The 17,573-nt window shown below is 59.5% G+C and carries 14 protein-coding genes and 2 pseudogenes; 3 read left to right on the forward strand and 13 right to left on the reverse strand.

Going from position 1 to position 17,573, the window contains the following annotated elements:
- Positions 1-94: 94 nt before the first annotated feature.
- Both IPM27_00350 and IPM27_00355 read right to left on the reverse strand, forming a co-directional pair.
- Complete coding sequence (locus IPM27_00350) at positions 95-922, reverse strand: class II glutamine amidotransferase (protein ID MBK9160018.1); 828 nt, start codon at positions 920-922, stop codon at positions 95-97.
- Between the two features lie 158 nt (positions 923-1,080).
- Complete coding sequence (locus tag IPM27_00355; protein ID MBK9160019.1) at positions 1,081-1,920, reverse strand: carboxylating nicotinate-nucleotide diphosphorylase; 840 nt, start codon at positions 1,918-1,920, stop codon at positions 1,081-1,083.
- Positions 1,921-2,172: 252 nt separating this feature from the next.
- Here IPM27_00355 and clpB point away from each other — a divergent pair, with 252 nt between their 5' ends.
- Entirely contained in the window at positions 2,173-4,755 is a 2,583-nt protein-coding gene (gene clpB / locus IPM27_00360) for an ATP-dependent chaperone ClpB (GenBank protein MBK9160020.1), read from the forward strand.
- A gap of 72 nt (positions 4,756-4,827) precedes the next feature.
- Here clpB and IPM27_00365 read toward each other — a convergent pair whose 3' ends face one another.
- From IPM27_00365 to IPM27_00380, 4 genes and pseudogenes are all read right to left on the reverse strand, one after another.
- A complete protein-coding gene (locus IPM27_00365) occupies positions 4,828-5,478 on the reverse strand; it encodes a 3'-5' exonuclease domain-containing protein 2 (GenBank protein MBK9160021.1) in 651 nt (216 codons plus the stop codon).
- Positions 5,479-5,516: 38 nt separating this feature from the next.
- Positions 5,517-5,843 carry a hypothetical protein gene (locus tag IPM27_00370; GenBank protein ID MBK9160022.1) on the reverse strand — a complete coding sequence of 109 codons (327 nt, stop codon included), beginning with the start codon at positions 5,841-5,843 and terminating at the stop codon, positions 5,517-5,519.
- Positions 5,844-5,848: 5 nt separating this feature from the next.
- A complete protein-coding gene (locus IPM27_00375) occupies positions 5,849-6,868 on the reverse strand; it encodes an RNA methyltransferase (GenBank protein ID MBK9160023.1) in 1,020 nt (339 codons plus the stop codon).
- 282 nt (positions 6,869-7,150) lie between these two features.
- Positions 7,151-7,390 (reverse strand): annotated as a pseudogene (locus tag IPM27_00380) (50S rRNA methyltransferase).
- 387 nt (positions 7,391-7,777) lie between these two features.
- On the opposite strand from IPM27_00380, the gene IPM27_00385 reads away from it, so the two are divergent.
- The gene (locus tag IPM27_00385; protein ID MBK9160024.1) at positions 7,778-9,235 is read left to right on the forward strand and encodes an FAD-dependent oxidoreductase; all 1,458 of its coding nucleotides are present in this window, start codon (positions 7,778-7,780) and stop codon (positions 9,233-9,235) included.
- A 28-nt stretch (positions 9,236-9,263) separates the two neighbouring features.
- Positions 9,264-9,425, forward strand: a complete 162-nt coding sequence (locus IPM27_00390; protein MBK9160025.1) for a hypothetical protein — start codon at positions 9,264-9,266, stop codon at positions 9,423-9,425.
- Between the two features lie 244 nt (positions 9,426-9,669).
- Here IPM27_00390 and IPM27_00395 read toward each other — a convergent pair whose 3' ends face one another.
- From IPM27_00395 to IPM27_00425, 7 genes and pseudogenes are all read right to left on the reverse strand, one after another.
- Positions 9,670-11,496, reverse strand: a complete 1,827-nt coding sequence (locus tag IPM27_00395; protein MBK9160026.1) for an NERD domain-containing protein/DEAD/DEAH box helicase — start codon at positions 11,494-11,496, stop codon at positions 9,670-9,672.
- A gap of 92 nt (positions 11,497-11,588) precedes the next feature.
- Positions 11,589-12,326, reverse strand: a complete 738-nt coding sequence (locus IPM27_00400) for an endonuclease/exonuclease/phosphatase family protein (protein MBK9160027.1) — start codon at positions 12,324-12,326, stop codon at positions 11,589-11,591.
- A 180-nt stretch (positions 12,327-12,506) separates the two neighbouring features.
- On the reverse strand, positions 12,507-12,797 hold the full coding sequence (locus IPM27_00405; GenBank protein MBK9160028.1) for a hypothetical protein: 291 nt from the start codon (positions 12,795-12,797) through the stop codon (positions 12,507-12,509).
- A pseudogene (locus IPM27_00410) lies at positions 12,794-13,806 on the reverse strand (IS110 family transposase). The gene IPM27_00405 and the pseudogene IPM27_00410 overlap by 4 nt, the downstream one beginning before the upstream one ends.
- 106 nt (positions 13,807-13,912) lie before the next feature.
- On the reverse strand, positions 13,913-14,242 hold the full coding sequence (locus tag IPM27_00415; GenBank protein MBK9160029.1) for a helix-turn-helix transcriptional regulator: 330 nt from the start codon (positions 14,240-14,242) through the stop codon (positions 13,913-13,915).
- Positions 14,226-14,489 (reverse strand): type II toxin-antitoxin system RelE/ParE family toxin, encoded by a 264-nt coding sequence (locus IPM27_00420; GenBank protein ID MBK9160030.1) that lies wholly within the window; start codon positions 14,487-14,489, stop codon positions 14,226-14,228. The genes IPM27_00415 and IPM27_00420 overlap by 17 nt, the downstream gene beginning before the upstream one ends.
- A 184-nt stretch (positions 14,490-14,673) precedes the next feature.
- The gene (locus IPM27_00425) at positions 14,674-17,391 is read right to left on the reverse strand and encodes a sel1 repeat family protein (GenBank protein MBK9160031.1); all 2,718 of its coding nucleotides are present in this window, start codon (positions 17,389-17,391) and stop codon (positions 14,674-14,676) included.
- Between the last annotated feature and the right edge of the window lie 182 nt (positions 17,392-17,573).

Here is a 17,573-nt window from a genome sequence, read left to right on the forward strand (position 1 = left end):
GGATTTTTGTAGGAGCCCGATCCATCGGGCGATGGCACCCCCGCAGATGGTTATCGCGCAATGAATTACGCTCCTACAGGGCGATGCCGATATTTCAGCCTGTGGCGGGATTGATCCCGCCCAGCGATCTGACCGGGCTGGGCGTGGTGGCGAGGTGCGAGACCGCTGCGCCGTCGTGGAACAGCCACAGGCTGCCGGACGGCATGGTGACCCACGGCTCGTTGTCGGTCAGCGGCAATGTCGCGATCACCGCCACGCGGTCGTTCGGCGTGGTCACCTCGCTGAAATCCACCATCACGTCCTCGTCCTTCAGGTGCGCCATGTTGAACGGTGCACGCCGCTCGATGTAGCTCAGCTCGGTGGAACAGTGCGCGAACAGGCAATGCCCGTTGGACAGCAGATAGTTGAAGATGCCCATGCCGGCGAGCGGATCGGTCAATTCATGCAGCGCGGTGAACAGCGCGTCGCGTTCCGGCGGTGTATCGCCGAAACGCTGCCGCAGGCTCTGTAACAGCCAGCAGAAGATGCGCTCGCTGTCGGTGTTGCCCACCGGCAGGAAGCTGCCGTCGAGTTGCGGCTGGAACTGCGGCAGGTTGCCGTTGTGCGCGAACACCCAGTAGCGCCCCCACAGTTCGCGCATGAACGGGTGCGTGTTCTCCAGCGTCACCACGCCCTGCGTCGCCTTGCGGATATGCGCGATCACGTTCAGCGAACGGATCGGGTAATGGCGCACCAGTTCCGCGATGGGCGATTGCGCGGAGGGCAGCGGGTCGAGGAACAGCCGCACGCCCTTGCCCTCGAAGAACGCGATGCCCCAGCCGTCGGCATGCACGTCGGTGCCGCCGCCGCGCTGCTGGAATCCGGTGAAGGAAAAGCAGATGTCGGTGGGAACGTTGCAGTTCATTCCGAGCAGTTGGCACATGGCGTACTCCACGCTGTCATTCCCGCGAAAGCGGGAATCCAGCAAACAAAGGTTTCAGCGAAGCTGACAAAATCCGGTGTTGTCCGTTACGCGGGGGTAATTTGATTTACTGGATTCCCGCTTTCGCGGGAATGACGGTATAGGGAAGTCTGGCGTTTTCATTCGAACCGCATCGACAGGTCCACCGCCTGCACGTCCTTGGTCAGCGCACCGACGGAGATACGGTCCACGCCGGTCTCCGCGACCAGGCGCACGTTTTCCAGCGTGATGCCGCCCGACGCTTCCAGTTCGGCGCGCCCGGCGGCATGTTCCACCGCCAGCCGCATGTCGGCCAGCGAGAAGTTGTCCAGCAGGATCAGTCTGGCGCCGCCCAGCAGCGCCTCGTCGAGTTGCGCCATGTTCTCCACCTCGATCTGCACCGGGATGTCCGGCGGGGTGATGCGGAACGCGTGCTCCAGCACCGCGCGGATGCCGCCCGCGGCGGCGATATGGTTCTCCTTGATCAGCACGCCGTCATACAGTCCGACGCGCTGGTTGTGGCCGCCGCCGATACGCACCGCGTATTTCTGCGCGAGGCGCATGCCGGGCAACGTCTTGCGCGTGTCCATGATCTTTGCGCGGGTGCCCGCCACGGCCTCCACGTAACGCCGGGTCAGCGTGGCGGTCGCGGACAGCAGTTGCAGGAAGTTCAGCGAGCTGCGCTCGGCGGTGAGCAGCACGCGTGCATTGCCGTGCACGGTGCAAAGTTGCTGGTTGGGCTGCACGAGGTCGCCTTCCCCGGCCGACCAGCGGATGTCGCAGCGCGGGTCGAGGCTGAGGAAACAGTCCTCGAACCACAGCGTGCCGCACAGCACCGCTTCCTGGCGCGAAAGGATGCCGGCCTTCGCGGTCTGCGTATAGGGGATCAATTGCGCGGTCAGGTCACCGTTGCCGATGTCTTCGTCGAGTGCCGCACTGACGTTGGCATGGATATGTTTCGCGAGGTTCAGGTGTGGCATGGTGCGCTTCCTTGTGGGTACCGCCAATCGTTCAAGTTCCGTCATTCCCGCGCAGGCGGGAATCCAGCGTTTTTATCCAAAATGCCTTTGGTGTTTGTTCTTGCTGCGCAAGAGCTTTTTCCATCACTGGATTCCCGCCTGCGCGGGAATGACGACCAGGGGCGTAGTATAAGTGAAGCAGCGGGGGCTTGAAATTCCTGTAGCCCCCCCCATCTGCCTCCCAGTCCGAATTGTTTTGAGGAGTACGCCACCATGCGTTTCGACAAATTCACCACCAAGCTGCAACAGGCGCTGTCCGATGCCCAGAGTCTCGCCGTGGGCGCCGACAACCAGTTCATCGAGCCGCAGCACCTGCTGCTCGCCATGCTCAACGATGCCGACAGCGGGGCAGGCTCGCTGCTGGCCCGCGCGGGCGGCAACGTCAACGCGCTGAAGACCGCGCTGAACGACGCGGTGAACCGCCTGCCCAAGGTGGAAGGTCACGGCGGCGAGGTGCAGGTCGGCCGCGACCTCGGCAACCTGCTCAACCTCACCGACAAGGAAGCGCAGAAACGCGGCGACCAGTTCATCGCTTCGGAGATGTTCCTGCTCGCCTTGACCGGCGACAAGGGCGAATGCGGCCGTCTGTACAAGCAGCACGGCATCACCCGTACCGCGCTGGAGACCGCCATCAACGCCGTGCGCGGCGGCGAATCGGTCGGCTCGCAGGAAGCGGAAGGCCAGCGCGAGGCGCTGAAGAAATATTGCATGGACCTCACCGAACGTGCCCGCCAGGGCAAGCTCGACCCGGTGATCGGCCGCGACGACGAGATCCGCCGCGCCATCCAGGTACTGCAGCGCCGTACCAAGAACAACCCGGTGCTGATCGGCGAACCCGGCGTGGGCAAGACCGCCATCGTCGAAGGCCTCGCGCAGCGCATCATCAACGAGGAAGTGCCCGAGACGCTGAAAGGCAAGAAGGTATTGTCGCTGGACATGGCCGCACTGCTGGCCGGCGCCAAGTATCGCGGCGAGTTCGAGGAGCGCCTGAAGGCGGTGCTGAAAGAACTGTCGCAGGACGAAGGCCGCAACATCGTGTTCATCGACGAACTGCACACCATGGTCGGCGCGGGCAAGGCCGAGGGCGCGATGGACGCGGGCAACATGCTCAAGCCTGCGCTGGCGCGCGGCGAACTGCATTGCATCGGCGCGACCACGCTGGACGAATACCGCAAATACATCGAGAAGGACGCCGCGCTGGAGCGCCGCTTCCAGAAGGTGCTGGTGGACGAGCCCAGCGTGGAATCCACCATCGCCATCCTGCGCGGCTTGCAGGAGAAATACGAACTGCATCACGGTGTGGACATCACCGACCCGGCCATTGTCGCGGCTGCCGAACTGTCGCATCGTTACATCACCGACCGCTTCCTGCCGGACAAGGCCATCGACCTGATCGACGAGGCCGCCGCACGCATCAAGATGGAGATCGATTCCAAGCCGGAGGTGATGGACAAGCTCGACCGTCGCCTGATCCAGTTGAAGATCGAACGTGAAGCGGTGAAGAAGGAGAAGGACGAAGCCTCGCAGAAGCGCTTCACGCTGATCGAGGACGAGATCGCCAAACTGTCGCGCGAATATGCCGACCTCGAAGAGGTGTGGAAGGCCGAGAAGGGCGCTGCCCAGGGCACCGCGCACGTGAAGGAAGAGATCGACCAGATCAAGGTCGAGATCAACAAGCTGCAACGCGAGGGCAAGCTGGAGAAGGTGGCCGAGTTGCAATACGGCAAATTGCCGCAACTGGAAGCCAAACTGAAAGAGGCGGCACAACGCGAGGCCGAAGGCGGCGAACAGAAGAACAAGCTGCTGCGCACCCAGGTGGGCGCGGAAGAGATCGCCGAAGTGGTGAGCCGCGCGACCGGTATCCCGGTCAGCAAGATGATGACGGGCGAGCGCGACAAACTGCTGAAGATGGAAGACAAGCTGCACGAGCGTGTGGTGGGGCAGGACGAGGCCGTGCGCCTGGTGTCCGATGCCATCCGTCGTTCGCGTTCCGGCCTGTCCGACCCGAACCGCCCCTATGGCTCGTTCCTGTTCCTCGGCCCGACTGGCGTGGGCAAGACCGAGCTGTGCAAGGCGCTGGCCGGTTTCATGTTCGACTCTGAGGATCACCTGATCCGCATCGACATGAGCGAATACATGGAGAAGCATTCCGTCGCGCGCCTGATCGGCGCGCCGCCGGGATACGTCGGCTATGAAGAAGGCGGCGGCCTGACCGAGGCGGTGCGCCGCAAACCCTACAGCGTCATCCTGCTCGACGAAGTGGAGAAGGCACATCCGGACGTGTTCAACGTGCTGCTGCAGGCGCTGGACGACGGCCGCATGACCGACGGCCAGGGCCGCACCGTGGACTTCAAGAACACCGTGATCGTGATGACCTCCAATCTGGGCAGCCAGATGATCCAGCAGATGGAAGGCGACGACTATCAGGTGGTGAAGCTGGCCGTGATGGCCGAGGTGAAGAACTACTTCCGTCCCGAATTCATCAACCGTATCGACGAGGTCGTGGTGTTCCACGCGCTGGACGAGAAGAACATCAAGTCCATCGCGCGCATCCAGTTGCAGTATCTGGAAAAGCGCCTCGCCGCGATGGAGATGAAGCTGGAAGTGACCGAGGACGCGCTATCCGAGATTGCCAACGCCGGTTTCGATCCGGTTTACGGCGCGCGTCCGCTGAAGCGCGCGATCCAGTCACAACTGGAGAACCCGCTGGCCAAGGCGATACTGGAAGGGCGCTTTGCCGCCAAGGACACCATCAGGGTGGACTGCAAGGGCGGGGTGATGCGCTTCGAGAAGTAACCACACGGCCGTCATTCCCGAGAAGGCGGGAATCCAGCCAAATAAAAAGCCCGGTTCGCCGGGCTTTACTTTTTATCGATCAGGCTCCGCCTCGGGCGCTTCCGGCGACACGCCCATGATCGGCAGATCCTCGCGGCGCAGGTTCAATGCCTCCAGCACTTTCAGCGCGGCATAGGCATCGTTGGCCGCGTAGCGCAATTGTTGCGGGGTAAGTTGATGCTGCGACCAGTTGGACGTGGTGACCGACCTGGACTTGGCGAAGCGCTGCTTCAGCACCAGTCCCACCGCCGCGCGCACGCCCATCTCCTTGTGGTAGCCGTCCATGCTGAACACCGTATTGAGATCGACCACCGCGTTGAAATGCACGCCCAGTTTCGCGAGGATATGCTTGCGATCCGATTTCAGACCGAAGCCCACCTTGATGAGTTGTTCCGATTGCAGCAGTTCAAGCAGGAACGGCAGCCCCTCCGCCCGATGCAGTTGGAACAGATAGGCCTTGTCGTGCAGCGCGAACTGCACCAGATGCGGCCCCTCGCTGACATCGCCGACAACGAAGGTCGGCTTCGATTCGGTATCGAACCCCGCGATGCCCGCAGCCTTGATCGCGGCCGTGGCGGACGCGAACTCCTCCCTGCACGCCGGCACATGGATCTGCTCCAGCGTCAGGCCGGGAAAGGGTTCCAGCAGCGCGATCTCGGTCTTGGTCGGGGCGAGTTTTCTCATGGGGGAAGCGTACCTGATATTCGCATCGAAGGGTGCGGCTAAGCCTGCCAGACCCCGAATCCCGCCCCGCGCAGGTCGATGCCGATCTCCACCTCCTTGTCGCACGCCTCGTCGTAGGACATCGGGTTGAACGCCTCGTACAGGTCCGGCCACAACCTCAGGCCGTAATCCCTGGCGTAGCGGTTGGACTGGATGCCCGCCTTGTGTTTGTCGAAGCGCACATCGGGGTCGAGTCCCGTCATGCCGACATACACGCAGGGCTTGCCGGGGATGTAGCCGGGATTGCGTTTCCTGAATTTGCCTTCGAGCAGCACGTCTTTCGAAAGCTCGATCACATAGACGTTGTAGTGGTTGCGGCGCGCCATGGTCCTTAAACCGCGATGCCGGCGGAGATGCCGGGGCGTTTTGCCTGTGCTGCCCGCGCCCGCAACTGACCGCACGCGCCTTCCACCTCCTGACCCGCCGAATCGCGCAACTGCGTGACGATGCCGTGCTGCTTCAGCGTGCCGACCATGCGCGCCAGCCGCTCGGGGGCGGGGCGGCGGTAAGGCAGGCCGTCCACATCGTTGAACGGGATGAAGTTCATGATCGCGTACTTGCCGGCGAGCAGTTCGACGATGCGCGCCAGTTCCGCATCCGTATCGTTCACCCCCTCGATCAGCGTCCACTGGTACTGCGTGGGATAGTGCGTGGCGCGTGCATATTCCTCGCAGCGTTCCACCAGTTCCTCCACCGCGATGCGCGGCGCATGCGGCAACAGCTTCGCGCGCAGCGCATCGTCGGTGCTGTGCAGCGAAAGCGCGAGGGCGGGTTTTACTGACAGTAATTCATTCGCCGACACATTCCCTCCCCCTTGAAGGGGGAGGGGTAGGGTGGGGGTAAAAACGTAATCGTTACGCAACTCTACCCCCATCCCAGCCTTCCCCCTGCATGGGGGAAGGAGTGAATTGCGTTCATTCCGAGAGTCACGCCCCTCCATCAACCGCTCGAACACCCGCACATCGCCCACCGTGGACAACACCAGATTCTTGTGCGCGATGTTGCCCTGCATGCCCAGCACCTCGATCGCCTCCAGCACGTTGTCCAGATTGTGCGCCGGCTCGCCCATGCCCATGAACACCACCTTGCTCACCGCGCGGCGTCTGCGCGCCAGCACCACCTGCGCCACGATCTCCGCGCTGCCGAGCTGGCGGATCAATCCTGCACGGCCGCTCATGCAGAACACGCAACCTACCGCGCAACCCACCTGCGTCGAGATGCACAAGCCGCCGCGTGGCAGCAGCACGCTTTCCACCATCTGCCCGTCCGCCAGTTCCACCAGCAGCCGAGCCACCTCATCAGAATCGGCAGAAGCGCGCAGCGCGACCTTTACCCCTTCTCCCGCAGGAATTGAACAAGGCTTTTCGCGATTGCCTCCTCTCCCGCTGGGTTGAAGATTGCTTTTCTCGTTTGCTCTTTCTCCCGCTTGCGGAGGGAGGTTGGATAGGGGGTATCCGGGAGAGGATCGGGGAGATGCGCGCAGCGCGACCTTTACCCCCTCTCCCGCAGGAATTGAACAAGGCTTTTCGCGATTGCCACCTCTCCCGCTCGCGGGAGAGGATTGAGGAGAGGGGCGGCGGGAGAGGGCAGGGGAGACCTTTACCCCCTCTCCCGCAGGGCGGGAGAGGGCAGGGGAGAGGGGGGGAGTGAGGGAGGCGGGAGCTGGATACTCACCATGCAAGCGCGCCAGCCCCTCCAGCTCCGCCTCGATGGCAGGCAACGCATCGCGCATCGCAGCAGGGAAGAAAGTCGCCGCCGGGCTGCCCTTGATGTCGTAAGATCGCACCTGGCTCCAGCCGCGCAGCAAACGGTCTGCATGGCAGGGTTTCGCGCCGAGGTCGTAAAGCCGTTGGCGGAGGAGTGAGAGGCGCATCGAAGGTGTCGGAGAAGAAAGAAGGCGCGGCGGATTTTAACTCAGGATGTCAGTCTCATACGGGTTTCAGGAATCGCGTTACACCTTGGTCGTGTTTGAGGGATATCCACTCCGATACCTGAAGTGCGTTCCTGGAGTGCGTGATTCACCACACATTAGAACGCACTTATATTACTATTCCAGCAGTCGAGTCTGGAATCGTTGGATGGGCTCGACAGTACAGCAAGTCATGCCGGTCGTTGCGGGATCATTCGGGCGACCACGGCGAGTATGGTTCGACGTCGTACCAGTCGGACATCGCGATGCGGCATCACAGAATGCCGCTTCAGAACAGGGCAGATTCAACAGACCGCAGCGCGGGGTCTGAACGTTACTGAAAGGGAGAACATGGCACGTATCGTAATCCTGGGCGCAGGCATCTCTGGTCATACCGCCGCCCGATATCTCAACAAATGGGTGGGCAAGCAGCACGAGATCGTCGTGGTGTCGCCCAATGCAAAGTGGAACTGGATCCCCTCCAATATCTGGGTGGGCGTGGGACAGATGACCGAGAAGGACGTCACATTCGATCTCGCCGAACTGTATGCGAAAACGCATGTCGATTTCCGTCAGGCCAAGGCCCTGTCGGTCCATCCGGAAGGCAGCGCCGATAGCGCACAGCCCTTCGTCACCGTCGAATACACCCTCCCGGAAAAAGCGGGCCAGCAGGAGAACATCAGCTTCGACTTCCTGGTGAACGCCACCGGCCCCAAGCTGAACTTCGGCGCCACCGAAGGCCTGGGCCCCGAGCATGGCCACACCGTTTCCGTCTGCACCGCCGGCCATGCGCTGGAAGCGAACCGGAAACTGCAGGCCAGCATCGAGGCCATGCGCAAGGGTCAACGTCAGACCGTCGTCATCGGCACCGGTCACGGCATGTGCACCTGCCAGGGCGCGGCGTTCGAATATATCTACAACGTGGACCACGTGTTGCGCGAGGCAGGCGTCCGCGACAAGGCGCGCATCGTCTGGCTGAGCAATGAATACGAGCTGGGCGATTTCGGCATGGGCGGCGTACATATCACGCGCGGCGGCTATATCACCAACGGCAAGACCTTCGCCGAATCGCTGATGGTCGAACGCGGCATCGAATGGATCACCCGTGCCCACGTCAAGAAAGTGGAAGCCGGCAAGATCCACTACGAAACCATAGACGGCCAGTTCCATGAACTGGAATTCGACTTCTCCATGCTGATCCCGCCGTTCGCAGGCGTGGGCCTGAAGGCCTTCAACAAGGCGGGTGAAGACATCACCAGCCAAATGTTCGCGCCCAACGGTTTCATGAAGGTCGATGCCGACTACACCCAGCGCCCGTTCATGGAGTGGAGCGCCAAGGATTGGCCGCGCACCTACCAGACACCGTCATACCGCAACATCTTCGCCGTCGGCATCGCGTTCGCGCCACCGCACCTGATCAGCAAGCCGATGCAGAGCGCCAACGGCACGCCGATCAATCCGGCGCCGCCGCGCACCGGCATGCCCTCGGCATCGATGGCCAAGGCCGTCGCCATGAGCATCCGCGACATGCTGAATGGCGCAGAGCAGCCCACGCACACCGCCTCGATGGCCGAGATGGGGGCCGCGTGTGTCGCTTCCACCGGCTCGCACATCCTCAAGGGCACCGCAGCGACCATGACCGTCTTCCCCGTCGTGCCGGACTACGAGAAATATCCGGCATACGGCCGCGACATGGAGCTGACCTTTGGCGAGATCGGCCTGGCAGGCCACTGGATGAAGTACCTGCTGCACCATGCCTTCATCTATCAGGCCAAGCTGAAACCGGGCTGGTCCGTGATCCCGGACTGATCGACAAAACATACACAAGGAAAAGAACATGGGAAACCAAACCAATCGCGAACCGTACCAGCAGGCGTACTACCCGCCGGCACCGACAGGCCTCACACGATTCATGCGGACCTGCTTCCTCTGGCAGGTGATCCGCTTCCTGGCCATCAACTTCAAGATCCTGAAGCTGCTCGCCAAGTCGCATCACTGAGCGGAACGCGGCAAACAAAAAACCCGGCAGTGCCGGGTTTTTTCATGCGCCTCGTTTTGTCATTTGCGCCCGTGCCCGAAACTGGCAGCAGGCGCCTGCACAAGCATTAATTGCCAGTTTGCAGTCAAAGCATGATTAAGGATGTTTCCATAATTAATGACATTCGCGCCGTCATTCCCGCGCAAGCGGGAATCCAGCAGAGTAGGGTGCAATAAGCGCAGCGCATTGCACCGGATGTTTTGATCTACACCACCAACCTCCCCACCAACTCCGACATATTCGAGTAAGTGACAAACGCCTCATGCGTCGCCCGCGTGATGGCGACATAGGTCAGGCGCACATCGTCTTCGATATCCTCAGCCTTCTTCAGCTCACCCAACCCGCCCATTGCTACGCAGGGGAATTCCAGACCTTGGGCGGTGTGCATGGTCAGTAAGCGCACCTCATCCCGTTCCATTTGTATGCGGTTGCCATGATCTTTTGCAACGTCAATCGGTATGCCGGATTTCGTCAGTATTTTCTCGAACCTTTCGCAGAGAAATTTTCGGGGATAAAGCACCGCCATCTGTCCCCACTGGTAACCGGCGGCCTTGCGTCCGAGCAGCCATTCCGCAATCGCATGCGCTTCGCCGTCATGGCTCACGCACTGGCGCACCACCGGCTCCACCCCCTCGCGCCCGCCGTCTTCCGGCATCAGGATCGCGCTCTCGTCACCTGCGCACACGCCCGGTGCACCGATCACATCGGCGGCGAATTTGCGCGCGAAGCGCAATATCTGCGCGGTGTTGCGGTAATTCACCTTGAGCACCGTGGTGCGGCCGGCGGCCTCGATGCCGAGCTGCTTCCATACTGGGCGCTTGCGCCCTTTGTAGATCGCCTGCGCATCGTCGTAAACGATCATCAGCGCCTTCGTGTCCGGGTTTACCATCTTCGCCGCCAGCGCCAGCCACTGTGGCTCGAAGTTATGCGCCTCGTCGATCAGCACCGCATCGTATTGGCCACCCGGAATCAACCCGCGCTCGGCGGCATCCAGCACGGCCTGCACATTGGCCGCCTGCCGCTCCGAAAAATCGGCAATCTCTTTCTCGGTTGCTATCGGCAGGCCGTAAGTGCGCAACATCTTCCAGCACCAGGCATGGAAGGTCGAAGTGATCACCTTGTCCTCCACACCTCTGTCCTGCATCGCATTCTCCAGCCGACCCGAAATGCCGTTCGCATAACTCAACAGCAGCACCGGGCGGGGTGCGGGTCCCGGTAGGGCGCGCGCGATCTGCTCGGCGCGGAACGCCAGAATCAGCGTCTTGCCGGAACCCGCCACGCCGCGCACGATGCGGTGCCCCTCGCCCATGCTGCGCGCCACCTGTTCTTGCTGCATGTCCATCACTTCCAGTATGCGGTCGGCGGCGGGCGAGGATTTCGCAGGATCGTCAAACGGCAGCGCAATCTGCGTGACGCGAATCTCAGGGAATAGCAGCGCGCGCACCCGGTCGATCTGCGGCAAAGACAAGGCAGGCCCGATGCGCGGCGATACCATGCGCCACACCCGCTCGCGAAACGCATCCGCATCCACCTTCTCCGCCATCTCGTCGCGGAAGATGCAGCGATCCGGCGGGAATACTTCCCGTAAATCAGTCTGCTCAAACTGCTTGCGCGTGATGTTGCTGAAAGCCACACCATGCCCGAAAGAAAACACCGGCCTGCCCTTGAAGCTCCCGCCCTCGTTCACCAGCAAGGGATCGCGCTGCAACGCGTTCACCACGTTGAACATGTAATTGCGCACCTGCACGAACGGATTGTCAGTCAGCACATTGCCGCGATCGGTGATCAGCTCCACCTGCTTGCTGTTCGCACTGCCTATCGTATCCAGTCGCCAATCCTTCACCTCCAGCACCACAATGCCCTGCTGCGGATGCAAGGCCACGAAATCAGGATGCCTGCCAAAAGGCCCGACCGGAATGTTGTGCCACACCCAGGCGTTGTCTTCGAGGCAATCCTTCAGGCGTTCGGCGAGGCGCAACTCGCCGCGTGCATCGAAGCGGGCGGCGCCGAGGGAGGGGATTAGGGTGGACATGGGGGGTAGTGGTTATGTAGGGGAGAGGCAAAGGGGCGGAGTTGATTTTCTTTAAATGACTCCCGTACCTTCGGCTTCATTGAGTTCGCTGACTATCTCAGTGTAACGATCAATGGGTTGTGGTCGCTCATCGTTGCCCAATTTCCTGTACCGATTACTTCGGCACTTGACAGATATGGAACCAGATTGCTGCTTACAAAGACTGCATCGCAGTGAAATTTGTCCGATGGTTTATTGGACCAGCGCAGTGTCTGGGGTAACTCGTCCTGCGGATGCAGGTGTTGCCATGCGTTGAGCAATCCCAAGTCATCTTTCAGCCGATTCAGAATCTTGATTTCACCCGGCGTGTTTTTCATACTCTCTGATTCTTTTCGTATCGCGGTGGTTACGTTGAAATCGCCTGCGATGATTATCGGTGCGTCGCTCCATTGCTGGGCAATCGCTTCTATCATTCGAATAACTCTGGGTTCATAAGGGCCGGGCGAGGGGGCATGGATACTAAAAAGCAACACAGGCTGGGCGGCATCACCTATGACCATGTCTGGAATCTTCGCCCCAACAACCCAACCATCAAACTCGGGCAGCGATAAAGAAATCTCTTCGAGCTTGTGCTTTCTCGAAAGAATGGCACTCCCCCATTTGCCATGATAAACATTGGCGTGGATGCAGCCTTTGAATTGGGAAAACTCATCGGGTGAAAAGTACTTGGTGGGATGCCACGACTCTTGTGCACAAATGAAATCCGGCAGGAATTCTGCGTCTAATTTTTGCCAATGGTTCCCTTTGTTAATGTGGCCGCCGAAATGCAAGTTATATGTAGCGATTTTCAAGTGGCACTCCTTTGGAATTAGAAATTGAATCGACTCCGGTACCTTTGGCTTCTATCGTGAGCTAAAGGGGTCACCCATTAGCCGACCTGCGTCAAGCGAGTAAACGATTCCATGGCAGCAACCGCCGCCAGTATTTTCAATCCTCAATTCCCGATCAACTAACAAATCGCGCCCGTTTCTTCAATTCATGGCTACGAACGAATCGCGCCAGTCACCCATCAGGATCAAACGATCAGCGGTGTTCTGCTTTCGCCCTGGCGGCTTTTGCCGCCCCAGAAGAACGTTGGTGCCGCTTCGCGTCCAATGGTTATCACAGCTTTCGTGGCTACCGACTTGCGGTGCCAACCCCTCGCTGGCTCGCGTTGCAGGCGATCCGTTTACTGCCCGGGTGACGGCGAACGGCATCCCATTCAGCTTCATGGCTAACCTGCCAACCCCTTTGCCGGGCTTGCCGTCGCCGTCGTAACTCATGCAAAACAGCGCGTCACATCAAAGGGCTTCTGCTCCTTCAGGATGTGGTAACACGCCCGTGCCAGTTTGTGCGCCAATGCCTTGGTGGCAACCGTCGTGTTTGTCTTTGTTTTTTGCGTTCGTAAAACCGTTTGGCCTCCGCATTGAAGCGTTGTGCAAAGTTGGCCGCTTCGATAAATGCCCAAGCCAGATACTTGTTGCCGTTCTTGGTGTTGCCTTCGCTCTTCTTTTTGCCATTGCTCATGTGCTGACTGTCGACACAGCGGGCGTAGGAGGCGAAGTTGCCTACTTCGGCAAAGCGATCGATGGTGCCGATCTCCAGCAGGATGATGGTCGCCAAGATGCGGCCTATGCCAGGTACGCTGCTCAGTAAAACGAACTCCTTCCGTTCGCCCACCTTTTTTTGCAAGTGCTTTTCCAAAACGTCGATTTGCGCATTCAGTGTGAGGATGACAGCAAGGTTGCTTTTGATTGCCAGCGCCACATCTGGTGGCAACCCCATTTGATCCACTACGTCCGCCGTCAACTGCTTGATCTGACGACCGCCAATCTTCGCTCCTTGTTGCCGTGCCACGATGTTCTCGACAGCCAATATGTGGCTGGTGCGACTGCGCACCAGTTGCATGCGCTTTCTCGCCAGATCACGTAGTGCGCGCTGTTCGGGCGGAAGGATGGTACCGGTGGGCAGAATGCCCAATCGCAGCAGGTGCGCCAGTTGCCGGGCATCGGCTTCGTCGCCGCTGTGTTTGAGGCCATCGTATTTGCGGATGGCCGAGGTGTTGGCCAGCTTCACGATAAATCCGGCTTCCTGCAAACCATCCACCAGCCAGTACCAGTTGTAGGTCGACTCGACCACAACCGCTTTCAATTCATCGCGCCACGGCAACAAAAACCCCACGATCCGCGTCAAGTCGTTCGGCAATCGCTTCTCGGCAATCACGCGATCCTCTTCATCTGTCACTGTCACCACGCTGTTGTTCGAGTGCAAATCAATTCCGCTATACTTCATGATGTCGGCCTCCTGTGGTTATCGCAAGTTCGCAAACTCACTTTAACCCCACCGCCATCGGCGGTGGGAGGCCGGCTAGATGATTTTCAGCATCGCAATTGATTTTTCAAACCGCCAACTGCTCAGCTGCGATGCCCAACGCTTGGGCGATCTTCTCGCGCGTCGCTTTTCTCACGGGCTCTTTGGCTTCCTGCTGGGCATAGGCGCTTTGCGAAACACCAAGACGGCGCGCAACTTCTGTCTGGGTGAGGCCGAGGTGTTCGCGCCAGGCGCGGATGGGTGTCATGTCTTTGTTGATGACTTTGTTGACCACGGCGTTGGGGATGGTTGGCGCGTTTTGTTTGGTCAGGCTCATGTACTCCGGGTAGGGAATCACGACGAAGGCGGGTTTGCCTTTCGCGTCTTTCAGTATCTGGATGTTAGTAGGTGCGTTCATTTCGTTTCTCCACTTGCATGATGGTGACGATGATCGGGTTGCCGCTCTGGTCGATCTCGAATATCACCCGGTGGTCGCCTATGCGTAGGCGGAAGCCATCGCGTCCTTGCAGGCGCTTGATATCTCCCGTGCAATCGGGCCAATGCGCGAGTTGCTGCACTTCGGCGAAGATGCCTTGCCGTTTGCGCTTATCTGCAATCTTGCGCAGTTGCCGCACTGCTTTGGCTGACCACTCGATGGTGTTCATGTGGGGAGTATAAGTAAATTATAAGTTTTATAACAGGGGCGAAGCGTCATTTATTCCCCACTCCCAACCAAGCATCCGAAGTCAACGGCAAAAGGTACCGGAGTCGATTCATGTTCAAACACCCTAGCCGACTTCAAATTCAATTCGACGGATTGGCTCACTCCGCTACCTTTGGTGGCTATGTTTAACGGCTCTGGATACAGCATGGGGAAGGCGGGTCACCGCCAGGGCAGCCGCAAGGAGCAGGCGGTAGCGGCGGCAGCATGCGCTTCCCTTCTTCAGATGATGCGTCGATGAAATATATCCTGTCACGTCCGTCCTTGTCGGAGTAGCCCTTGCTGGATGCCTTTACGGTCCAGTAGTTGGCCTGATCCAGGTCTTTCCGGCCACCGCTCCCGTTCTGGTACATCGAGGACAATTTCAATTGTGCTTCCGGGTGGCCCTGTTCGGCTGCCGCGAGGAAGGAGCAGAAAGCCTCCCTTTCTTTTCCGGTGCGGTAGTACGCAAGCCCTTCCTTGAATTCCCTGTCGCCGGCCGGTTCCTCCATCTTGGTTCCTGTGTTCGGCGTTTGTGCAAGTTCCTTGATGCGGGCATTGCCTTTCTCGCTCCAGTACCGGGCCTGGCGTTCATCTTTATCGCCGCCTTGTCCGTGTTTGTATATCGATGCCAGTTTCAATTGGGCTTCCGGGTTGCCATCTTTTGCAGCGGGAAGCAGGTGGCAGAAGGCCTCCCTGAATCTGAAGCTCTGGTAGAACTCGAGCCCTTTCTTGTATTGCTCGCTGCCGGTCAGTTCGACTGTTACCGTTCCCTTTTCTTCGGAGGGCGGCAGGCCCCGGGCGCGGTGTCGCCACTTCTCGGCCGCTATCGGATCCTTGCCGACCCCGATGCCGCTCTCATATATGTCCACCAGGTTGAGCATTGCATTCACGAACCCCTGATCGGCCGCTTTTTCGAACCACGCAATCGCTTTCCTGAAATCCTGCGGTACGCCAAAGCCGCCGGCATACATGAGTCCGACGTTGTTCTGGGCATTGGGCAACCGCTGTTTTGCCGCACTTTGGAACAGCTGCATGGCCTTGTCGTAATCCTTTGACACCCCGAAACCGGACAGATACATCTTGCCGATGGTGTTCTGCGCCATGGCATTGCCGTTCTCGGCCAGTGGCGTGAGCTTTTCCAGCGCGGTGCGATATTCTCCCCGCGCATAGGCGGCCAGCCCATCATCCAGTTCCGTGACGGATTTTCCAGTGTCCGGTCCCGAGGCAAACCTTGTGATCGGGCTGGAGGCGATCGCCCGCGTCGTTTTGATCGCTGCCGTGCCGGCCTGTTGCTGCGGACGGACGGGGAACCCGATACCGCGATAGCTGCCCTGGAACGACGTGACGTTAAGGCCGCTGAATTCCTTGAATTTGGGCGCGACCATGCGGAAGAAATTGCAATCCTCGTAGGCTGTCAGGCGGATATCCTGCCGGGTCACTTTGACGGCTTTGCTATTTGCTCCCGACACCCTGATCCCGTCGGTTGCCTTCAGGAAGATCTCCTTGAGCGATGATCCCTTTTCCAGTGTGACGTTCCAGGTGACTTTCTCATAACTGAACAGGGCGAGGGCGACGGGTTGTGCCGATGGATGGACAACGACATCGACCTTGTTTCGGGCACTGTCGTCCCGCCCGAGGGGACCTTCATAGATCCCGATCGCATGAAGTTCCAGTCCGTCCTTATTCGTTTCCCTGGAAGGGTGGCAGGATTCTTCGAGCGCCCGTTGTTTTTCGGCGATCGCCACTTTGTTCTGTTCCGACTTGCCAACGGCCCCGATGCGGAAATCCGCCAATGACATGGCTTTTGCCGTTTGCAGTTCATCCGTCAGCGTGATCCTGTTTTCGCTGATGATGCCCATCTTGCGGAACGGACTGATGTAGATCCTTCGCTGCGAATTTCTTTGTATGTCCGGGCTGATCTGCGCCAGGGTGCGGCGGCTGATCGAATACAGGTAGTCTTTGGGTCCCGAGCCATCGCCGGGATTGAAGTATCCGGTGACGACGACGTTGTCCGGAGACGGCCCCCCAATGGCCGTCTGGAAATAGAACGGTTCGAGCGAAATGGTTTCGCTTTCAAGCGTGATCAGGTTGACCAGCGTGAGATGCGACCGGACATCGAAGAAATATTTGCCGTCGGATGTCGTGCCGGATGTGTTTGAAGCAAGCATCAACGAGTCGACCGGTTTTTCCGACAGAAGCTTCAGCTCCGGCATCGGTTTATTGCGCACCAATTCGAACTTGAATGCCTTGTTTGCAGCCAGTACAACATATTGGCCGCGCTTGTCGGGGACGCGGACAGCATGCGACAGAGGCATGGCCATCAGGCCTGTCGGTACAGACCGGCCCGAGACAAAATCGATAAAGAACGACTGGAACTGCTTGTTGACATAGAACGCTGTCCTTTCGTCCAGCCAATGGAACATCCAGTGCCAAACCAGGGGGATCCCGGCAATGGCGGCCCCTGTCCGGGTGTCTCGAATATTCAATTGATCGCCATCGGTTGTGGTGAACAAGCGACCGTTGGGCGTCACGGAGCCCATCATCGACGGGGCGACGCTGCTTTGATAGCGGGAGATGCGTTCCAGGGTTCCCAGGTCAATGACTTCGATTTCCTGCTGTGTGTTGATCAGTACGACGCCGGCCTTGTCGGCGAAACGCACGGGCATGATTTTGGCGTCAGCGGTGATTAAAGAGGGCGGGGCGGCGGGAACAGGTACCAGGGGGGGCTGTGCAAGGATCGCTCCCACTTTTCGCATGGCATCGGCCATGTCTTCAGGCGAGGGAGGGGGCGTGCTGCCAAAAGCCGGGATCGTTTGCAGGCAAAACGCGATCAAAGGGATCAGCATCAGGATATTTCTTCGCATTTCAATTCTCCAGTTCGAAATCCGGAATCTCGGGCGGCGTGGCATGCGATATGGGGCAGCATCGCAATTGATTCCTCAAACCTGCAACTGGTCTGCTGCGATGCCCCGCCGCTTTGCCCATGGTTTCCGAGGATGCAGGGATGGTAGTGACGGGGAGGGGCTTTGTCACCCTGTAGATTCTG

It is taken from the genome of Nitrosomonadales bacterium, from assembly GCA_016716325.1.
In the GTDB taxonomy this organism is placed as follows: domain Bacteria; phylum Pseudomonadota; class Gammaproteobacteria; order Burkholderiales; family Gallionellaceae; genus Gallionella.

What these genes read in the sequence shown, in the direction of transcription:
- IPM27_00350 (MBK9160018.1), bottom strand. Translation starts at nt 922, where the DNA reads ATGTGCCAACTGCTCGGAATGAACTGCAACGTTCCCACCGACATCTGC.
- IPM27_00355 (MBK9160019.1), bottom strand. Translation starts at nt 1,920, where the DNA reads ATGCCACACCTGAACCTCGCGAAACATATCCATGCCAACGTCAGTGCG.
- clpB (MBK9160020.1), top strand. Translation starts at nt 2,173, where the DNA reads ATGCGTTTCGACAAATTCACCACCAAGCTGCAACAGGCGCTGTCCGAT.
- IPM27_00365 (MBK9160021.1), bottom strand. Translation starts at nt 5,478, where the DNA reads ATGAGAAAACTCGCCCCGACCAAGACCGAGATCGCGCTGCTGGAACCC.
- IPM27_00370 (MBK9160022.1), bottom strand. Translation starts at nt 5,843, where the DNA reads ATGGCGCGCCGCAACCACTACAACGTCTATGTGATCGAGCTTTCGAAA.
- IPM27_00385 (MBK9160024.1), top strand. Translation starts at nt 7,778, where the DNA reads ATGGCACGTATCGTAATCCTGGGCGCAGGCATCTCTGGTCATACCGCC.
- IPM27_00390 (MBK9160025.1), top strand. Translation starts at nt 9,264, where the DNA reads ATGGGAAACCAAACCAATCGCGAACCGTACCAGCAGGCGTACTACCCG.
- IPM27_00395 (MBK9160026.1), bottom strand. Translation starts at nt 11,496, where the DNA reads ATGTCCACCCTAATCCCCTCCCTCGGCGCCGCCCGCTTCGATGCACGC.
- IPM27_00405 (MBK9160028.1), bottom strand. Translation starts at nt 12,797, where the DNA reads ATGAGTTACGACGGCGACGGCAAGCCCGGCAAAGGGGTTGGCAGGTTA.
- IPM27_00415 (MBK9160029.1), bottom strand. Translation starts at nt 14,242, where the DNA reads ATGAACGCACCTACTAACATCCAGATACTGAAAGACGCGAAAGGCAAA.
- IPM27_00420 (MBK9160030.1), bottom strand. Translation starts at nt 14,489, where the DNA reads ATGAACACCATCGAGTGGTCAGCCAAAGCAGTGCGGCAACTGCGCAAG.
- IPM27_00425 (MBK9160031.1), bottom strand. Translation starts at nt 17,391, where the DNA reads ATGCGAAGAAATATCCTGATGCTGATCCCTTTGATCGCGTTTTGCCTG.